We start from the raw sequence: 17,584 nt of genomic DNA, 5'->3' as shown, positions 1-17,584 counted from the left end.
ATAGGTGTCTTGTCAAAATCTTAGGGGAAGCGGAAACCTCCAAGTTTCCATTTCTGCGTTGTAAGAAGCGAGTTGTTATTGAGTATGTTGGAAAATGACTTTTCATTTGATATATTCTCAGATTCTGTTTTGGTGGGTTTTTTATTCTGTTTTTCCATGTATTTTATTGGCGTTCTTGTATTTTAAATTGGATCAAAGTGGCAATTATTGCCTATTTTCGCATTTTCTAGCGCACTTCGGCGTATTTTTATTCGACGACTAACGCGGATAATAAAACATAATAGCGACCCCTATTAGTACCACAATTGAGCCTGCAATCTCATATCTGTCTGGCTTTTTCTTGTCTACCCAGTACCCCCAAATCACCGACATGATGACAAATATTCCTCCATAAGTTGCATACACCCGACCGAATTCTGCGGGTTGAAGTGTGGGTACTATGCCATATGCAAATAGAATTGCTCCGCCAACAAACCCAAATATTTTGCCTTTGTGTTCACGCAACCACTTCCACACAAGGTAACCTCCGCCAATCTCTAACAAAGCTGCAAAAAAGAACACCGCCAGTGTAGTTATCACTTCGACCAAATTTTCTCACCCTTCCTTGGATAATAGTATATGATCAGAACTCCGACCGCTACTATAGTTGCACCAATTATATCATAACTGTCTGGGTTTATACCGTCGATGAGCCATCCCCACAAAACTGACATTACTACAAAGATACCGCCGTATGCAGCATAGATTCTATGAAAATGTGATTTTTGCAATGTTGGAACCACGCCGTATAAAAAAAGAATGAATCCGCCAATTGCACCGACCCACCACGAAAAGTCATCTCTTAGCCACAACCACACAAGGTAACCTCCGCCTATCTCACACAACCCTGCAAGAAAAAATAATAACAGCGACGTAGCTGCTCGTCTTGCTACAACATTCATAAAAAACAATGGCAGTGGTGTGTTATCTATCTTTAATGATGTTATGTGCTTATTCTATGCATCGATATGAGGTCTTTTGCAAATGGTTTTAGATATTCAGGAATCTCAATTGATATGGCATCCTTTAGGGAAAGGCCCTTTGATTTTTTCTCATTCCACACTCTAGAGTTGAATTCTTCTATCTCCTTTGTGAATCTACTCATGTCCTCAGCTCCCTGTGGCTCTGGATGTCTTTGTTTGTGGATCGTCTCTTTGGAGTAAAGTGTCTGCCACATAAAGTCGGTGATGAACGGGGTAATGGGGGCAAGCAAAAGTAAGATAGTTGATAATACTTTGTGCAGAGTGTAGATCGCGGCATTTTTTTCACTTTCAGTAAAACCGTCACCATAGGCTCGCGCCTTTACCATTTCGATATAGTGCGCAGCAAACACGTTCCATGTAAACTCGCGTACCGCGATTGCGGGTACAAAAAAATTATAGTCCGAATAACCATTCCTGCATTCCTTTATGAGGTTATCAAGCTCAGATAAAATCCACCTATCAGTTTCTGTTGGGTTGGCGTCCTTGATAACAGGATAGCTAGAGATGAATCTTGAGACATTCCATAATTTGGAGAGGAATTTTTTTGTAGTTTCTATTTTTTGCTCGCTGCATCTAAAGTCGTATCCGTGATTGATTTCACTTGCACTCCAGAATCTAAAAGTATCAGCCCCAAATTTTTGTATGACGGGAAGCGGATCGACTACATTTCCTTTGCTTTTACTCATCTTCATACCCTTTTCATCAAGGCCGTATCCCATTATCCATGCCTCTGACCATGGAACCCTACCAGTAAGCTGCTCACATCTTAGGATGGTGTAATAAAGCCATGTCCTGACTATGTCCTTTGCTTGAGGCCTTAGTGTTGCAGGGTAGGTTTTTCTGAAGAATTCAGGATCACTTTGGAACTTTGAAATAAACAAAGGTGACACGGAAGAGTCCATCCAAGTATCAAATGTCCTTGTCTCTCCTACAAAGTCTTTGGAGCTGCACTTTGTACACTTTGCAAACGGAGCTGAATCTTTCCACGGCTTGTAGTATCTTCCAGGCTCTGGAACGTGCGGCTCTGAGCAGTTCTTACAGTACCAGATGGGAATCTCAGTACCATAGAATCTCCTTCGTGATATGGGCCAGTCAATTGTGATCGAATCAAGCCAGTTCATCAGAATCTGCCTGTGCATTTCTGGATGGAATGTTATCTTCTGGGCTAGATTCCGAATCTTTTCTACAGATTCAATCTGTCTTACATAATACTCTTCCATCGGGATTATCTCAATTGGAATCTTGCTTCTCTCAGAGATGGGAGTTCTGTGTGTGATGTCTTCTATCTTTTCTATTAGGTCTGCGGTCTTTAGATCCTCGATGATCTGGGTGCGCGCAGCCTTTACCTTCATTCCGGCATACTTGCCTGCAGCTTCAGTCATGAGGCCATTCGTTCCTATTGCCACTATTTCTTCAAGCTTCATCTCGCGGAATAATGCAACATCGTTCTGATCACCGTAACTGCACACCATGACGGCGCCTGAACCAAATTCCATTTGAGCTGAGTGGTGTTCTCTGATCGTGACTTCGCGGTTTACTACTGGAACTATTATCTTTTTTCCAATCACGTCCTTGTATCTCTGATCCTCAGGATTGACTATTACTGTCTGGCAAGCACAAAGCAGCTCTGGTCTTGTACTTGCAATTATGATCGTCTTACCAGTGTCCTTTACTTTGAATTTCATATAGACCAGTTTTGTAGGTATGTCTTGGTACTGAATTTCGGCATCAGCTATGGTGGTGCCTGACACCCAATCATAGTTATTCGGTCTTGTTGCTTTGTAGATGATTCCCTTCTTCCAAAGCTCTATGAACGTTGCCTGCGTTAGGATGCGGTATTCCTCAGAATCTGTTCTGTAATACTGCGCAAAGTTTGCGGACAGCCCAAGGCTTTTCATTATTTGTATCATTTCTGCCTCAAGGTCATCAAGTGAACTCTTACAAAGCTCAAGGAATTTACTGCGTTCCGTTTCCTGCATGCGTATGTTGTGCTTTTTTTCAGTATAGATCTCGACTGGAAGGCCGTTTCTGTCTATACCTACTGGAAAATAGACGTTATTTCCTGCCATTCGTGCGGTTCTTGCAATCATATCTATCTGAGAATAGTGGGCTGCAGCCCCTATGTGCCATGGCCTTCCTGAAGGATATGGAGGAGGTGTATCAATAACAAAGTTCTTTTCCTCCGGTACAAAATCGTGCAGATGTAATCGTTCCCATTGTTCTAGCATTTGGCTTTCAAGCTCTGGGTTCCATGCTGTCTCTTTGATCTTTGGCTCCATGGTGCTTATGCCTTTGAAATTTTTGAAATTAGGTGAGCTCCTTTGTTATAGCCCTCATAAATGTAAACGCCAACAGCTTCTATGTTCTTTGGCAGCATGGGGACTAGAATTTTTATTATTTCAGTAGAAAGGTTTTCCACCGTTGCTTCTCCCTCAAGAAGATACGTTGTATGTTTTGGTACCTGCATGTCAAACATTCCTTTTGGTCCCTCAAATGCAATCCTAAAATGAGAAGCGTCCTCTGCCTTTAGGTATTTTCTATTTATGAAAAATTTGTGATCAAGAACACCAATAGTTTCCTTGATTATCTTTTTTGCTTCACCAAAGTCTATTAGCAGGTTGTTTTTCATGTCTCCTACAAGCTCAACTAGTACAGTTGAAGTATGTCCGTGTAGTATTGAGCATTTCTCCACTAGCGGCAGTATGTGGGCGTAATCGAATGCAAATGATGGATCTTCGATGAAAATTGATCCTGATTGTGCATCACGCGTATCGTAGAAGAACACTTCATCAAGCTCCTTTAGCTTTGCTGCAAATTTTGTACTACCTACAGCAGCTATCTTCGTTTCAGGGCTTTCCTGCTTTATTGCCTTGTATTTTTCAATCTCTTGCTCTGAGTCGATTACCTCGATAAGCTTGCCGTCGCTTGTCATAAAATCTATGAGTACTGACTTGCCGCTTGGAAAAGTTACTTTGTGCTGGTACGTGTAATCCAGTCCAAGAAATGAGAGCATCTGGGCAACTGAGAGTTCCGTGCGTGACTTTAAGAGCGTGCCCTTCTTGTCTATGTATCTAAAATCGGAATCAAGTATAGTCGGTGTTGTGCTCATTTGGTGAATTTGGTCTCTTATCTTTATATAAACTGATTATGATTTTTTTCAAATCATTGAAGCGAGTTTAGAATCTTTGCCAAGGCAATATCGTTTTGAGTGATTCCGCCTGCGTCATGAGTTGTCAAATCTACGCTTAACTTGTTGTATACGTTAAACCATTCTGGGTGGTGGTTAATCCTCTCTATGTGTAGAGAAGCCCTTGACATAAAGCCAAATGCTTCCACAAAGTCGTCAAATACAAAATCCTTGTGCAGTTTACCATCCTTGATGGTCCAACCGTCAAGGCCGGTAAGCTCAGTTCTTATTTTCTCGTCTGAAAGCTTTTCCAGTCTCACAATATCGTTACGTCTGCTACAGATTAATAATTTTCTTGTTTAGACAAGTTCTATATTTGCATGATATTTGAGAAAGTCCATGAAGGCACTAGTATACGAACGGTATGCCCCGGATGATGATTATGCCAAGATTCTACAAATAAAAGAGGTACCTGACCCAGTACCGAAAGCAAACGAGGTTGTATTTAGGGTAAAGGTTGCAGGACTAAATCACGATGATATCTGGGGGATGCGCGGAAAGCCACTTCAGATTCCCCTGCCGCATATATCTGGTTCAGATGCAGCAGGAGAGGTTACGGCAGTTGGTGATGACGTTACTGGCATAAAGGTAGGAGACAGAGTTGTTTCACACGGCAACCTCTCGTGCAGAGTATGTATGTCATGCACTAGTGGAAGGGAGTTTGACTGCAAAAATAGAAAAGTATGGGGATTTCAGACCGGACCCCTGTGGGGCGGATACTGCCAGTATACACACCTGCCTGAGGTAAACGTGGCAAAAATTCCTGATAATGTAAGCTACGAGGAGGCCGCTGCAGCTTCGATGACTATGATGACTGCCTGGCACATGTTAGTGGGGCGTGCAAAAATAAGACCTGGCCAGACGGTTCTTGTGATGGGTGGAGGTTCTGGCATGGGAATCTTTGGAATTCAGATTGCCAAGCTTTATGGCTGTGATGTGATAGCCACGGCAAGTGCCAACAAGCTTGAGGAATGCAGAAAGATTGGGGCTGACTTTGCAGTTGATCACAGGAAAGAGGACTGGCATAAAGAAGTATTTGCAATATCAAAGGAAATTGCAAAAGACAAAAGTACGGCACCTGGAATAGACGTAATATTTGAGCACATAGGCGGGTCTCACTGGAATAAGGAGCTAACCCTGCTAAAATATGGCGCCACATTGGTAACTACTGGAGCAACTACCGGCTATGAGGCAAACACTGATCTGAGGCACATTTTCTTTAAGGGAACAAATGTTTTGGGCTCTACACTTGGCACAAAATACGAACTTGAGGATGGACTATATTGGATGTCCAAAGGAAAAATAAAATCTATCATAGACTCGATATATCCGCTTGAAGAAGCAGTACAGGCACACACAAAGATGCTAAAAGGAAACCTGTTTGGTAAGATATTGATGAGGCCGGATTAAAAATATTGCAAGACTGTTTTCAGGTCGGCTGCCTCCACCACCTTCATCCCGTACTTTTCTTCCATTATGGGTGATAGCGGTCTTGCCTCGGATTTGCAACTGCGGTACAAGAATGGACCTTCCTTTGATTCCTGACATTCTTGCACATATGTTATGGCAAGTCCCTTTGGAACAATGAATGTCTTTGCACCAAACTTTGCTGCCGCCTCGGCCTTCTCAAATATACCGCCAACTGGTCCCATTGAACCGTCTTCCCTGATGGTGCCTGTGAGCAAAACTTGTTCTGAGACATCCTTATTCTGAATTTCCATTATGAGCAGGACAGTCATTGCCATGCCTGCACTTGGGCCGTCTACTGCCTGCAACTCCTCATCGTTTTTTGCTGAGATTGAAAATATGATGTCGTTATTTGACAGGTCGACATTTGTATATTCCTGTGCCACCTTTACCGCTGTCTTGGCCGATGTCTGAAAGTCGACACCTGTTGGAATTGCCGTGTTTACAAGAACAAGACCTGTGCCCTCGCGTATGTCTACCCTGATGTTCATGGCAGTGCCCTCGTATCTTACGTCCTGGAAAAACCCCTCACTTATCAAGACAGGTCTTACTGCCACTGCTGTGATTGTCTTGGCACCTGTTTCTGCTTGGAATATCTTTTTTGGCGCCTCTTCTACAACTTTTTCTTTCATACTGACCTGTTGTTGCAGCTTAACTGTCTGCGCTTGCAGTGCGTCAAGCTGACCTGTAATCGTTGATATCCTTTCAGTTAATTTTGCATTGCTATCAAGTAGTGTATAGTTGTAGAAAATAGATATTGCCAAAACTATCATAAGAACAATGGTGATTTTTCCGGTCATCTTTATCGCCATGGATTATCTGATGACAATTTTATTATCTTTTGTCTTACAAACATTCTGCGCCATGCAAACTGATAGAAGACAAATCGGTACATCCACGTGGACGTATATGTATTACCGAATAAAATGTTGCTTAACAAATATCCGTAATCTTAATCTAGACTTTTTTCATCGCAACTTCTTTGTAGTGGTGTAATGCCAGAAATTCATGCAAGACCAGTTATTGGAAAAAATCAAAAATGCAATCTTGAATATGGTGAAGGAAAAGAAAATAGGCATTGCGTTTTCTGGCGGCGTTGACAGTACGCTTGTTGCAAAAGTATGCCACGATACAGGCTATGATATAACTTTGCTTACGGTGGGCTTTGCTGGCTCGCACGACATAGTGTTCTCAAAAAAAATTAACAAGTTTTTACAATTCAAGCATCGTGTCCTTGAGATAAATCCTAGAGAATTTACCAGAATATCAAAGCAAATACGTGCCAGAATAAAGACTGAAAACCTCTCATGGAACGAAAATTGCATAGCGTTCTATTATGTGGCCAAACTTGCCAGAAATCTTGGGATAGACACGGTAGTGACAGCGAACGGGATTGATGAGCTGTTCTGCGGATACAACGGCTACAGGCAGGCAATAAAGGAAGGGCCTCAAAAGATAATGGATCTTATGGCATCAAAGCTGGAAAATGAGATTGCGATGATGAAGGCAGTTAATGATGTGAGTGGAGAGTTTGGAGTCATAATAGTTCAGCCCCTGCTCTCAGACGAATTTATCAAATATGCAAAATCAATACCTCTATCCTATAAAATAACAGATGAAAACGATCTTTTAAGAAAACATATAGTTAGAAAAGCGGCAATATTGGCAGGCGTACCAGAATCGTCTGCAAACGCAAGAAAAAAAGCACTACAATACGGCTCACTAATTCACAAAACTCTGATTCGCTCTAGATGAATTTCTTGCAGACCTTCCTTACCATGGTGTTTACGTTTAATATTATCTGAGGAGATGCGCCAAGGTGGGATTGCGGCAAAAATATTCTTTCTATCTCACTTTCTGTCAGCTTTGATGAGATCGAAGGGTCTGCTTTCACTGCATCGATATAATCAATTCCGTTATCATGAGCTTCAAAGGCTACTCTCTGGACGTCACGGTATGCTTCAAAACGCGGTACTCCTTTTCTGATCAGGGCCTCTAGAACAAACTCTGCAAATATCTGACCTCTTGTCACATAGAGATTACTTTGTATTTTCTCTGTGTTTACCTTGAGCTTTTCAATTATTCTTATCATCGTTTGCAGCATCTCATCTAACAGTATTGAACACATTGGTATTGTGAATCGCTCGTTTGCAGAGTTTGACAGGTCGCGTTCGTGCCACAATGGTATATTCTCGAATGCAGTGCTCATCTGGCTGCGCAGCATCTTTGAGAGCGAGGAGATGCGCTCACTTTTTATCGGATTTCTCTTTACTGGAACAGCACTGCTTCCCATCTGGCCTTCCTTAAAGTGCTCTGACACCTCTCCGATTTCCGTTCTCTGCAGGTTTCTTATCTCTATTGAGATTTTCTCAAGCGTGCTACCTGTCAAGGCAAGCTGAAAAATATATTCTGCATAACGCTCTCTCGGTATCACCTGGGTTGTCACTTCCGCCGGGTATAGGCCAAGTCTCCTTGCAACTCTTCTTTGAACCTCCACTGCCCTTGCGCCCATAAGGGAGCCGGTTCCAACTACGCCGAGGGTCTTGCAGATAAGAACGCGCTTTTTCATTTCCTCTATTCTTTCGATGTGTTTTGCCATCTCTGCGGCCCAATTTGCAAACTTTAATCCGAACGCAATTATGCTTGCATGCTGACCATGTGTCCTTCCAACTGCAGGAATATCCTTGTATTCCATTGCTTTTTGTGCAAGAATGACGGCAAGTTTGGCAATCTTTGGCTGTATTATGGAAAGCGTGTCTTTGATCTGCATTGAAGTGCTAGTGTCGACCAGATCGTTGCTGGTGAGCCCATAATGTACCCACGGACGGGCTGGCGCGGAACATTTCTCACTTAATGCCTCAACCAAAGCTGCGGTATCGTGGTCTGATTTTGCCTCCAGCCGCTTTACTCTTTTTGCTGTTATCTTGCCTGATCTTGACACTGAAAAGATGTTCTGTCCTGCAGATTTTGGTATCATTCCAATCTCGCTCTGAGATATGGCAACAGCTCCTTCAATCATTAATTGGTAATCAATTTTTTTCTGATCATCAAATATTGTTAGCATCTCTTTTGTGCCATATCTGCCTCCGTCTATTGGTAAAATTGCCACATTCTTTCCAATGGTGCATCAAAAATAAATCTACTTGTGACTTAACGCACCTGTCGACATAACAATACCTTAAATTATCTTTAACAAGGCTTAACCGATAATGTCATCGCTTACGCCAAAGAAAATCCGGGATATGGAATACCGAATAGAAGCTGATCCTAGTAAAGGCATGAAGGTGCCTGTGACGATATATGCAGACCAAAATCTTCTTGCGAAAATGCTTACTGACAGGACAATTATGCAGGCAGTCAATGTATCTACCCTGCCTGGAATACAAAGCCATGCAGTGGTCTTGCCTGACGGGCACGAAGGATATGGATTTCCAGTTGGTGGAGTGGCTGCAATGGATGCTGAAGAGGGAATGATATCGCCAGGAGGAGTTGGATATGATATTAACTGCGGTGTGCGGCTACTGAGACTGAATCTTACAGAAAAAGAAGTGAGGCCGAAGCTGAAGGAGATTGTAACTGACCTTTTTAACTCAATACCGTCAGGAGTCGGCTCAGAGGGCGCAATAAAACTAAACTATTCCCAACTAGATGAAGTTCTGGTAAGGGGGGTAAATTGGGCAATTGATCATGGCTATGGAACTAAAGATGATGCAGATGTTTGCGAAGAAAACGGACAAATCAAAAACGCAGATCCAAACAAGGTCTCAAACACTGCAAGAAAGCGAGGAGCACCACAACTGGGAAGTCTTGGATCTGGTAACCATTTTCTTGAAGTCCAGAAAATTGATAAAGTCTATGACGAGGAAGCGGCAAAGCGAATGGGAATACAAGAAGGAAATGTTACAGTATTGATTCATTGCGGTTCTAGAGGATTTGGACACCAGATCTGCTCTGATTATCTACGTATATCGGAGCAAGCGCTACGAAAATACAACATTGATCTGCCAGACAGAGAGCTTGCGTGCGTACCGAACACATCAGAAGAAGGCGAATCGTATAGAAAGGCAATGTTTGCAGCATTAAATTTTGCATGGAGCAACAGGCAAATGATAACACACTGGACCCGCAAATCATTTGAGCGAGTCTTCAAAAGCACAGAGGCAGATTTGGACATGAAACTAGTTTATGATGTTGCACACAACATTGCCAAAGTTGAAAAGCACAAAATCGACGGCAAAGAAAAATCAGTAGTCGTTCACAGAAAGGGTGCAACGCGAGCATTTCCTGCAAATAGGGAAGAGATTCCCTCCAAGTACAGAGATCTTGGGCAGCCGGTATTGATTCCAGGTTCTATGGGTACTGGCAGTTGGATATTGCTTGGAAAGCCAAATTCAATGAACCTTAGCTTTGGCTCAACTGCACACGGTGCAGGCAGAATGATGTCTCGCTCAAAGGCAAGACGTGATTATACTGAGGAACAAGTCAAAAAATCACTAAGTGATAAAGGAATTTTCATAAAATCGCTAACAAGGGACGGCGTAGTGGAAGAAACGCCGGAGGCCTACAAGGACGTGGATGCGGTAGTTAATGTCTCACATGAGCTTGGCATTGCTACCAAAGTGGCAAAACTCGTACCGATAGGTGTGATAAAAGGTTGAGCGATGAGGACAAGGAACTTGAAGCCCTGAAGGCGCGACGTCTGGCAGAAATGAAAAAAAACGTCTTCTCACAACTACAAAAAGAACAGACGACTCAGAAGAAACAGGAAAGGCCGCCGTATAGAGATATAGTAATATCAAAGTTGGGCTACCGTGGAATGGAAGTATTGCAAAATGCCGAGTCACAATATCCGAATGAAACCAAGATGATAATTGAGAAGCTAGGCGAGCTTATCTATACTGGAGAAATAAACGAAGAAATCGACGGTGGAAAACTTTTGGCATTATTCAGATCAGTGGGAATACACGTGCGTATGGAAACTAAAATCAACATAGAGCAGGACGGCAAATTTGTCTCCCTCTCAGATAAATTGAGTAGTAAAGAGAAAGAAGATGATTCAAGCAATATTTGAAATAAGTACGACAAATTATCTTGAGGACAAACGTCTGATAAACAATGCACTATCTGGAATTGCGGGCAAGTGTGGACTGCAAAATGAATTCGAGTTTAGCGAGCCGACATCAAAGTTTGGATGGACATTCTTCAAACTCTGGATAAAGCCTAATCTGCACCAACAGATTGAACAGAGACTTGCTGATATGATAAAGAAATCAAAAGGAAGCAAGGCAGATGAAAAGTTTACGAACTTTCTATCTGATCTGTTTCAAGCTAGCGGATGCAGTAAAATCAAAGTTAAGCTTATCGAGGTTTAGACTCTTCGTCCTCTTTTTCCGCCCTTCTTTCTGGTGGTATCGTGCGGAATCGGGGTTACATCATCGATTCTTCCTATTCTGAAACCGCCTCTTGCAAGAGCTCTTATTGCGGCCTGCGCCCCAGGTCCTGGAACTCGTGAGCCGACTCCACCTACTGCTCTGACGCGTATGTGGAATCCGGTGAACCCTTTTGCTTTTGCTGCCTCTACAACTGCGTTTGAGGACTTCATTGCAGCAAATGGTGATGATTCGTATCTGTCTGCAGTAACATGTACTCCTCCTGAGCTGATTGCTACTGTCTCTGCACCTGTCAGGTCCGTCATGTGCACTATGGTGTTATTGTAGCTGCTGTAGATGTGCGCAATGCCCCATTTTTCAACAGTCTCTTCTGACATTGGATACTGAAACCTTGGAGGGTTTAAAAAACATTAGGACACGCCAAACCCAGAGTCGGCGTGATTTTCCTGTTTGGTGCAGGATCTGGAATTTGTCATCAATTGGAAAAATGCCTCCATCCAAGATCTCTTATTGGAGCTTTATGCCCTTGAAGGAAGACTCCAGAACCATTCTGTACGTGGCCAATTTCGGTTAGAGGGACACCATTTTTTTTGGCAATCTGTTTTATTCGGATAACGTCTTTTTGCCTTGCAGTTATAACAATCTCATATTCTTCTCCTCCATTGAAAATGAGCGACAATGGATTCATGTTATTCATTCTTGCAAATTTATCAAGTGCCGCATCTGCAGGTAGTTTTACAATGAGGAATTTTTTCTTGCTCTGAGCTGACATCTCAACTAGCGTGGTTGACAAACCATCGCTAGAATCCATTGCAGATGTCATGTATTTTGCAGCATCGATACCAAATTCGAGCCTTGGTACTGCATGATACACTGATCTTTTTGCAAGGCTGGCAAATTTTTTATCTGATTTTCTTTTACCGAGTATTATTTCTAGCCCTGCTGACGTCCTACCGAATCTCCCAGTGACTAATATGGAATCGCTTGCCTTTGCACCACTCCTCCGAACTATCTTGTCCGCAACGCCAAACATTGTAACGGAAATAACGAGCTCCTTTGCCTCATTGGTGTCGCCTCCGAGGATCCTTACGCCAAATTCCTTTGATGCTGCCCTGAAGCCTCTTGCAAGCCGCAGTATATGAGATCTTGAAAATGATCTTGGGATGGAAATTGACACTAGACAGTAAAGCGGCCTTACTCCTTTTGCAGCAAAATCAGATACGCAGGCAACAACGCTTTTTCGTGCAACATCCTCAAGTTTCATACCTGGCGGAACGTCAGTACTGAAAACCAACGTATCGGTTTTGAGTACACCAAACTTCCTTCCAATTCTAAATGTCTCCACATCTTCATGAGTATGTTTTCTGTTACTGACAATACGTTGAAACAAAGATATGATCTGTTTCTCATCTAATCTGGTCATAGCTTTGCTTTACCAGAGAGGTTATCTCTTTTTGAATTTGTTTTGCTTTCTGTATGTTATTTGATTCGACCGAAATCCTGATTATGTCTTCAGTATTTGACTTTCTGACAAGCGACCACGTATTCTCATCGACTATTATCTTTACCCCATCAATTGTAATGATCTCACTGAATTTACTTCTGACGTTTTTCTCGAATTTTTCTAACACTTTATCATGTAGATGCGATTGCGCATCAATCTTGGTTCTTAATTGAGTATAATTTGATACAAAAGAGATTATCTCATCAACTATCTTCTTTCCGGTCATGGCTGCTATCAGGCCTGAAGTTAGTATCCCATCGCGACACATGTTGAACTCTGGCAAAATGAATCCACCACTGCTTCCCTCTCCGCCGGCCTTACAGTTTTTCTTTAACATTGTATCTATGACGTTTGCCTCGCCCACTTTTGAGCGCACTACTGTGCCTCCATTATTTTGTATGTATTTCTCGACTGCAATACTAGTGTCTATGCTAAGGCAAAATTTTTTGTATCCCAACTCCAACGCTTTAGGAATTCCAAGCGCCAGTGTGGTGTCTGGAGATTGTTTTTTTCCGTCTTTTACTACAACAAGTCTGTCTCCGTCAAGGTCGAATGCAAATCCGATATCGGAGCGTTTGCTTGCCGCTACCAATTGCGATAGCTTATCGGATGTGGGATCGGCTCCACGCATAGACTTGTTTTGGTTTATAATATGTACGTGACATCCTATCTTTTCTAAAACGGCTGGGGCCACGACGGCAGCGGCGCCTCCGCCTATATCTATTGCAATTTTTGGCCGGTGACTTACTTTGCCGATAATACTTGCTGCATCTGCTGCATAATTGGATGTAGCACTAAATTCCTTACCTATTTTTGTCTTGGATGGTTTTTTCTCCTTTAAGATTTGAGCGAACTCTTTCTCATTTGGACCCCTTCCATTTATGATAAATTTGAGACCGTTCCACTTGAGCGGATTGTGTGAAGATGTTATTATTAGACCTGCGCCGTACTTGCGGGCCTCCCTGAAGACCACTGGAGTTGGGGCCATACCCAAATTGTATACGTCAATTCCTCCTGCCAGCAACGAAGCTATTGCCGTCTCCCTGAGAACATCGCTTGACGGTCGTGTGTCGTTAGCGACAACGCATTTCCCGGATTTGATCATGGGAGCAAAGTTCGAACAAAATCTGAGGATGTCGATTAATGTCAAATCCTCCCCAAAAATCCCTCGTATTCCGGAAATGGATTTTTTCAATGGTACCAAGTCCTGAATGCTTTTTATAAACTCTGATAACAAGTGCGTTCATGCCTCGATAGCTCAGCCTGGTGGAGCGAACGCCTCGTAAGCGTTAGGTCCCGGGTCCAAATCCCGGTCGAGGCTCTACTAATTATTTTTAAAATGCTGAAAAACTACTCATCTAGGGTTTCAATATCAACTTCTAATTCTTTTGCAAGGCCTTGCCACCACTTGCTTATTTGTTCTGTCATTCTCCCCAAAAATACCATAAAATGCTCCTTTATAGATCTGTCGGTTTCAAGATTTGTTAGCTACTGCTTGAGGATCAGCTGACAAGATCATTTTTGCGTCTTTTGGATCTCCTGTACAGAATTATCGCAAGAGCACCACCTGCACATCCCCAAAATATCGGCCATCTAAGTGGGTTGTCTGCCATGCCAATCCAAGAATAAATTGTGCCTCCAATCAATGCGAATCCGATGATCTCGAGGATCTTACTCATGGTATGTCTTTCCCTCTAAAAGATATATTATTTGGTGTGTGCATTCTAGCGTGGGCAAATATCTATTGGTAATTCTCATTGTTATGGTGATGGGAATGATATTTTCGATAATGACAAATCCGCCCAATTTGGTAATGTTTTACGGACATTTAGCCGGGGCTCTGGTAGTGGTGGCATATTATACCTATAGTGGCAGAAAGAAAAGACAAAATGAGAAGAAAAGAAAGTAATCTACATCTCAAGACCGAATGATTCGGCCAAATCGTGGAATCTCTTGTATGATTCAAGGTATTGCTTTCCTTTTGGTGTTATGACAAAGGTGTTCTTGCCATCAAACTCTATTTTGTTGATAAGGCCTGCGCCTGTCAGGTTTTCAATGAATTTGGCAAGTCTTGAATGGGAAAGATTAGCCCTTGTAAGCAGGGTTGTTACCTTGATGCCTTCTTGTCCACACTGGTCAGTTGCTACAAGTAGATCTGCTACAATCTGCATGCTAGTTCTGTATGTGGTCATGGTAGTTGATCCGCTTACTAGCATATAAGGCTATTAACGTTTCTCATGATCATCGCACGCATGATGCGTCACATGTGTACGATATGCGATCCATTATCCCGATCATATTAATACTCTGGTCTGCATTTTTTCTCATTGTCCAGCCCTATTTCCTGGTTCGATGATTTTCTTGGGGTGGCGTATAGGTATTTTGATCTTAGGATGAACGTCATACCGTTATTCTCCGACAGAAAGAAGGCATCTGATCTGTGGCATGAGAACGTGCATTGGTGGCCCGATCCTGATATAAAAATCCGATTCGTAGAATCTGGCGATAGGTACTGGTTTATACTGGCTTCAGAATCTGTAAGGCCTGATCACAACACGTCTTTTTTCAAACTCCTGCCTATGTCTGAGAACTATCTGAGGTTCAAAAAAGGCCACCTAGGTGAGGCGTATCTGCGGTTTGCGTCATATTCTGAAAAGGAGGAAAAAGACGTCAAGGATGGAGCTGTCTGCAACTGTGGGCATACAAAGAAAGATCACAACGGTAGTTGCACCATAGACGGCTGCACATGTACCAAGTTTACTACTTTTGAGTTAAAGATGCTAAAAAAGAAAAAGACCGTAACTAACATCAAGTTTTTAGAGGAAAAAGACGTCAAGGACGACTCGATATCGTGGAACTGCCTCTATGTTAACAAATACAAAAATTCTCAATGACCGTCTTGATTGACGCGTTCATGTTTTCCTGGATAATGCTCAAAGATTTTCTTTGAGTAACACTTGCCGCACAAAAAACCCTTGACATTCCATTCCTTCATTGGGTTGTATTTGTGCTCCATCGGGCCATTACACAAAACACATTTTTCATCTATCAAGTGATCTCGCAATTTTAAAATCTATATAAAAACCATCGTTGCCTTTCGACATTCTTGAAATTTGTTAAATAATGGTGTGTTCAAGAAAAAAGCGCGATAGAGTGTCTGGCCAATGTAAACCTCCTGCAATTTTTACTTTGGTTGGACTTCTATCGCAATATTGTCTGCAGGTTATAGAATGTTGTTTACTAGTTTTCTTATTGATTCTATATCTTCCTCTTCTTGGCGAATTTTTTTATCCACTACACGAAGCATAGCCTCATTCCATACGTGGTGCGAGAAGAAATTATGTTTTGTATTTGCAATTTCCATCTCGTCATCTACTGCAGTATCTTCAAGGAATTTGGTTACTATCACGTCTACCAACCTTAGGATTCTTTCGTTAAGCTTGTAGCTCTTAAAGATGGGTTCTAGCTTTGCGACATCTTCTTTAAAATCGCCTTTTGTAAGTAGGATTTTTTTATGAACTACCCTAAAGTATACTGCAACGAAGAAAAGCGTGGCATATCGCTTTGTCTTATGTCCTCCACGTTTTCCATATCCGATTGATTTCTTGGCAAATTCTTTTACCAGATAAGGATAAAGCAAAAGCCTGTAGTCATCCCTTAGATTTTCGTTGAACACATCATCATATTTGCTTCCGCGAGGTAGAAATTGCGCAGGAGAGCTGTATGCTTCTGTAGGCCGCTGTTCTATTCCTGCTACAAGTGATTGGATTGCATCCTTTGCAACTATTACTTTTTTGTGGTTGTCTGGAAGATATTTGTTGTAAATAGAATCACCAGTAAACTCGGTCTGCTGTGACTTGGTTTTTGCGTCAAACGAACCTGCCTGGATCTCATAAAAATATCCATAATTCTCAAGTTGCGACTTGATGGATTTATGAAAATCCATTAGGGAGACAAGATCCTTTCCTCTCACAGAGTTCTGTGAGTTTCGATACTTTGTGATGTTATTCTGATCATGTTCGTCATCTGCCTTGATTATTGTAACTGTAATGCTGCCATCAAGGTTGTTGGTTCTCTTTGCATGATCCAATATAGAATTGGATGTCTGCGCTCCGTTTACTATTTGTGGCGCATGAAGCATTAGTGTGTTGTCTTCAAGCTGCTCAAAATCAGAAACTACTATAGTGATGCCGTTATTATAATAAAAGAATTTGTCAGGGGACAACTGCAACGTCTCTCTGATGCCTTTATTGACATTGGTCTTAAACTGCATCCATTGCCTTATGTTTGACTCAAATACGTAATCGCGATTTTTTATCACAAAATCGGTTAACTCTCTGAGTTTGAGTATACCTACTACCGTATTTTTGTAGAGGATTTTATCCTCCAGTTTTATCTTCGATTTCTTACCAGCTGCAGGTTTTTTGATTCTATCCCATAGCGACTGTACTATCTTGTTGATGTCTATGATCTCGACGGAGTCATCGGAAACACCTTCCACTGACTGATTTGTCACATAACAACATTCTACTTTGAGGTTTTTTTCTTGTATTTTTGTAACAAGGTTTGCAAGCTCTGGTCTCATTTTAGTAACATCCCTGTTAAGTAGGCGCTTGACATCCTCCTTGAACTTGATTATTGCTTCCTGCGAGTGTGCTGTACCATATTTTGATTGAAACAGTCTTATTTTGTTATCCGAAAAATCTACTGGCAAGTAGGCGTCTATTCCAAGATCGTTTGCCCCATCTACTATGGCATCCGCAGCGTCATCCTCAGTTGCTTCAAAAACTCTGGTCAATACCCAGTGTAAAAAGTTGTATCCTTTCTCGACATCGCTTTTACCGCTTTCTGCATACTCTCGTATGCTATCTTTGATATTCTCGGAGAACCCTTCCATAGGTTGCTCCTGTCTTTTCTGTATTAGCAGCGATTTTGAGCCCGGAATGTATTCTAGTAACCCACTGCCTTTTTCTGCCACAACATGGGTATGAAACTCTGTATTTAGAAGGGCTGG

The 17,584-nt window shown here is 42.1% G+C and carries 22 protein-coding genes and 1 tRNA gene; 8 read left to right on the top strand and 15 right to left on the bottom strand.

Annotated features, from left to right (window positions below; translation table 11 throughout):
* Positions 1 to 20: 20 nt before the first annotated feature.
* The 6 genes from NITUZ_RS10015 to NITUZ_RS06670 form a co-directional block, all read right to left on the bottom strand.
* Positions 21 to 158: a hypothetical protein gene (locus tag NITUZ_RS10015; protein ID WP_155991449.1), complete on the bottom strand. Its 138-nt coding sequence runs from the start codon at positions 156 to 158 to the stop codon at positions 21 to 23.
* Positions 159 to 258: 100 nt separating this feature from the next.
* Positions 259 to 588, bottom strand: a complete 330-nt coding sequence (locus tag NITUZ_RS06690) for a YnfA family protein (protein WP_048196534.1) — start codon at positions 586 to 588, stop codon at positions 259 to 261.
* A complete protein-coding gene (locus NITUZ_RS06685) occupies positions 576 to 941 on the bottom strand; it encodes a YnfA family protein (RefSeq protein WP_048196533.1) in 366 nt (121 codons plus the stop codon). Before NITUZ_RS06685 ends, NITUZ_RS06690 begins: the two co-directional genes overlap by 13 nt.
* Before the next feature lie 41 nt (positions 942 to 982).
* Positions 983 to 3,301 (bottom strand): valine--tRNA ligase, encoded by a 2,319-nt coding sequence (locus tag NITUZ_RS06680; RefSeq protein ID WP_048196532.1) that lies wholly within the window; start codon positions 3,299 to 3,301, stop codon positions 983 to 985.
* 5 nt (positions 3,302 to 3,306) lie between these two features.
* Positions 3,307 to 4,131: a 6-pyruvoyl trahydropterin synthase family protein gene (locus tag NITUZ_RS06675; RefSeq protein WP_048196531.1), complete on the bottom strand. Its 825-nt coding sequence runs from the start codon at positions 4,129 to 4,131 to the stop codon at positions 3,307 to 3,309.
* A 53-nt stretch (positions 4,132 to 4,184) separates the two neighbouring features.
* The gene (locus NITUZ_RS06670) at positions 4,185 to 4,463 is read right to left on the bottom strand and encodes a 4a-hydroxytetrahydrobiopterin dehydratase (protein WP_048196983.1); all 279 of its coding nucleotides are present in this window, start codon (positions 4,461 to 4,463) and stop codon (positions 4,185 to 4,187) included.
* An 85-nt stretch (positions 4,464 to 4,548) separates the two neighbouring features.
* On the opposite strand from NITUZ_RS06670, the gene NITUZ_RS06665 reads away from it, so the two are divergent.
* A complete protein-coding gene (locus NITUZ_RS06665; RefSeq protein WP_048196530.1) occupies positions 4,549 to 5,619 on the top strand; it encodes a zinc-binding dehydrogenase in 1,071 nt (356 codons plus the stop codon).
* On the opposite strand, the gene NITUZ_RS09715 is transcribed toward NITUZ_RS06665, so the two are convergent.
* On the bottom strand, positions 5,616 to 6,476 hold the full coding sequence (locus NITUZ_RS09715; protein ID WP_052370118.1) for a S16 family serine protease: 861 nt from the start codon (positions 6,474 to 6,476) through the stop codon (positions 5,616 to 5,618). The two genes, NITUZ_RS06665 and NITUZ_RS09715, sit on opposite strands and share 4 nt — an antisense overlap.
* Before the next feature lie 208 nt (positions 6,477 to 6,684).
* Here NITUZ_RS09715 and NITUZ_RS06655 point away from each other — a divergent pair, with 208 nt between their 5' ends.
* Complete coding sequence (locus tag NITUZ_RS06655; RefSeq protein ID WP_048196529.1) at positions 6,685 to 7,431, top strand: asparagine synthase C-terminal domain-containing protein; 747 nt, start codon at positions 6,685 to 6,687, stop codon at positions 7,429 to 7,431.
* Here the strand turns inward: NITUZ_RS06655 and purB are convergent.
* Positions 7,424 to 8,785 (bottom strand): adenylosuccinate lyase, encoded by a 1,362-nt coding sequence (purB, locus tag NITUZ_RS06650; protein WP_048196528.1) that lies wholly within the window; start codon positions 8,783 to 8,785, stop codon positions 7,424 to 7,426. The genes NITUZ_RS06655 and purB overlap by 8 nt on opposite strands.
* 100 nt (positions 8,786 to 8,885) lie before the next feature.
* Here purB and NITUZ_RS06645 point away from each other — a divergent pair, with 100 nt between their 5' ends.
* From NITUZ_RS06645 to NITUZ_RS06635, 3 genes are read left to right on the top strand one after another with little or no spacing between them, the layout of a single operon-like run.
* The gene (locus NITUZ_RS06645) at positions 8,886 to 10,334 is read left to right on the top strand and encodes an RtcB family protein (RefSeq protein ID WP_048196527.1); all 1,449 of its coding nucleotides are present in this window, start codon (positions 8,886 to 8,888) and stop codon (positions 10,332 to 10,334) included.
* Entirely contained in the window at positions 10,331 to 10,747 is a 417-nt protein-coding gene (locus NITUZ_RS06640) for a DNA-binding protein (protein WP_048196526.1), read from the top strand. The genes NITUZ_RS06645 and NITUZ_RS06640 overlap by 4 nt, the downstream gene beginning before the upstream one ends.
* Positions 10,728 to 11,048 (top strand): hypothetical protein, encoded by a 321-nt coding sequence (locus tag NITUZ_RS06635; RefSeq protein ID WP_048196525.1) that lies wholly within the window; start codon positions 10,728 to 10,730, stop codon positions 11,046 to 11,048. The genes NITUZ_RS06640 and NITUZ_RS06635 overlap by 20 nt, the downstream gene beginning before the upstream one ends.
* Here NITUZ_RS06635 and NITUZ_RS06630 read toward each other — a convergent pair.
* The 3 genes from NITUZ_RS06630 to NITUZ_RS06620 all read right to left on the bottom strand — a co-directional run bounded on the left by NITUZ_RS06630 (position 11,045) and on the right by NITUZ_RS06620 (position 13,765).
* Entirely contained in the window at positions 11,045 to 11,443 is a 399-nt protein-coding gene (locus NITUZ_RS06630; RefSeq protein ID WP_048196524.1) for a 30S ribosomal protein S11, read from the bottom strand. The two genes, NITUZ_RS06635 and NITUZ_RS06630, sit on opposite strands and share 4 nt — an antisense overlap.
* A gap of 98 nt (positions 11,444 to 11,541) precedes the next feature.
* Entirely contained in the window at positions 11,542 to 12,489 is a 948-nt protein-coding gene (thiL, locus tag NITUZ_RS06625) for a thiamine-phosphate kinase (RefSeq protein WP_048196523.1), read from the bottom strand.
* Positions 12,473 to 13,765 (bottom strand): phosphohexomutase domain-containing protein, encoded by a 1,293-nt coding sequence (locus NITUZ_RS06620; protein ID WP_048196522.1) that lies wholly within the window; start codon positions 13,763 to 13,765, stop codon positions 12,473 to 12,475. The genes thiL and NITUZ_RS06620 overlap by 17 nt, the downstream gene beginning before the upstream one ends.
* A 52-nt stretch (positions 13,766 to 13,817) precedes the next feature.
* Between NITUZ_RS06620 and NITUZ_RS06615 the strand changes: the two genes are divergently transcribed.
* Positions 13,818 to 13,891: transfer RNA gene (locus tag NITUZ_RS06615), tRNA-Thr, on the top strand.
* A gap of 181 nt (positions 13,892 to 14,072) precedes the next feature.
* Here the strand turns inward: NITUZ_RS06615 and NITUZ_RS10185 are convergent.
* Positions 14,073 to 14,249, bottom strand: a complete 177-nt coding sequence (locus NITUZ_RS10185; RefSeq protein ID WP_177309473.1) for a hypothetical protein — start codon at positions 14,247 to 14,249, stop codon at positions 14,073 to 14,075.
* 50 nt (positions 14,250 to 14,299) lie between these two features.
* On the opposite strand from NITUZ_RS10185, the gene NITUZ_RS06610 reads away from it, so the two are divergent.
* Entirely contained in the window at positions 14,300 to 14,479 is a 180-nt protein-coding gene (locus tag NITUZ_RS06610) for a hypothetical protein (RefSeq protein WP_048196521.1), read from the top strand.
* Between the two features lies 1 nt (position 14,480).
* Here the strand turns inward: NITUZ_RS06610 and NITUZ_RS06605 are convergent, their stop codons facing one another.
* Positions 14,481 to 14,741, bottom strand: coding sequence for a winged helix-turn-helix domain-containing protein (locus NITUZ_RS06605; RefSeq protein ID WP_048196978.1), 261 nt, complete (start codon positions 14,739 to 14,741; stop codon positions 14,481 to 14,483).
* Between the two features lie 156 nt (positions 14,742 to 14,897).
* On the opposite strand from NITUZ_RS06605, the gene NITUZ_RS06600 reads away from it, so the two are divergent.
* On the top strand, positions 14,898 to 15,464 hold the full coding sequence (locus NITUZ_RS06600) for a hypothetical protein (RefSeq protein WP_048196520.1): 567 nt from the start codon (positions 14,898 to 14,900) through the stop codon (positions 15,462 to 15,464).
* Here the strand turns inward: NITUZ_RS06600 and NITUZ_RS10010 are convergent.
* Together NITUZ_RS10010 and NITUZ_RS06595 are read right to left on the bottom strand one after the other, a co-directional pair.
* Positions 15,458 to 15,622 (bottom strand): hypothetical protein, encoded by a 165-nt coding sequence (locus NITUZ_RS10010; RefSeq protein ID WP_155991446.1) that lies wholly within the window; start codon positions 15,620 to 15,622, stop codon positions 15,458 to 15,460. The genes NITUZ_RS06600 and NITUZ_RS10010 overlap by 7 nt on opposite strands.
* A gap of 171 nt (positions 15,623 to 15,793) precedes the next feature.
* Positions 15,794 to 17,548 (bottom strand): AIPR family protein, encoded by a 1,755-nt coding sequence (locus NITUZ_RS06595; protein ID WP_048196519.1) that lies wholly within the window; start codon positions 17,546 to 17,548, stop codon positions 15,794 to 15,796.
* Positions 17,549 to 17,584: the final 36 nt, after the last annotated feature.

This window comes from Candidatus Nitrosotenuis uzonensis (assembly GCF_000723185.1).
GTDB lineage: Archaea > Thermoproteota > Nitrososphaeria > Nitrososphaerales > Nitrosopumilaceae > Nitrosotenuis > Nitrosotenuis uzonensis.
The sequence above is the reverse complement of the archived record's forward strand: the minus strand, read 5'-3'. Positions and strand labels throughout refer to the sequence as shown.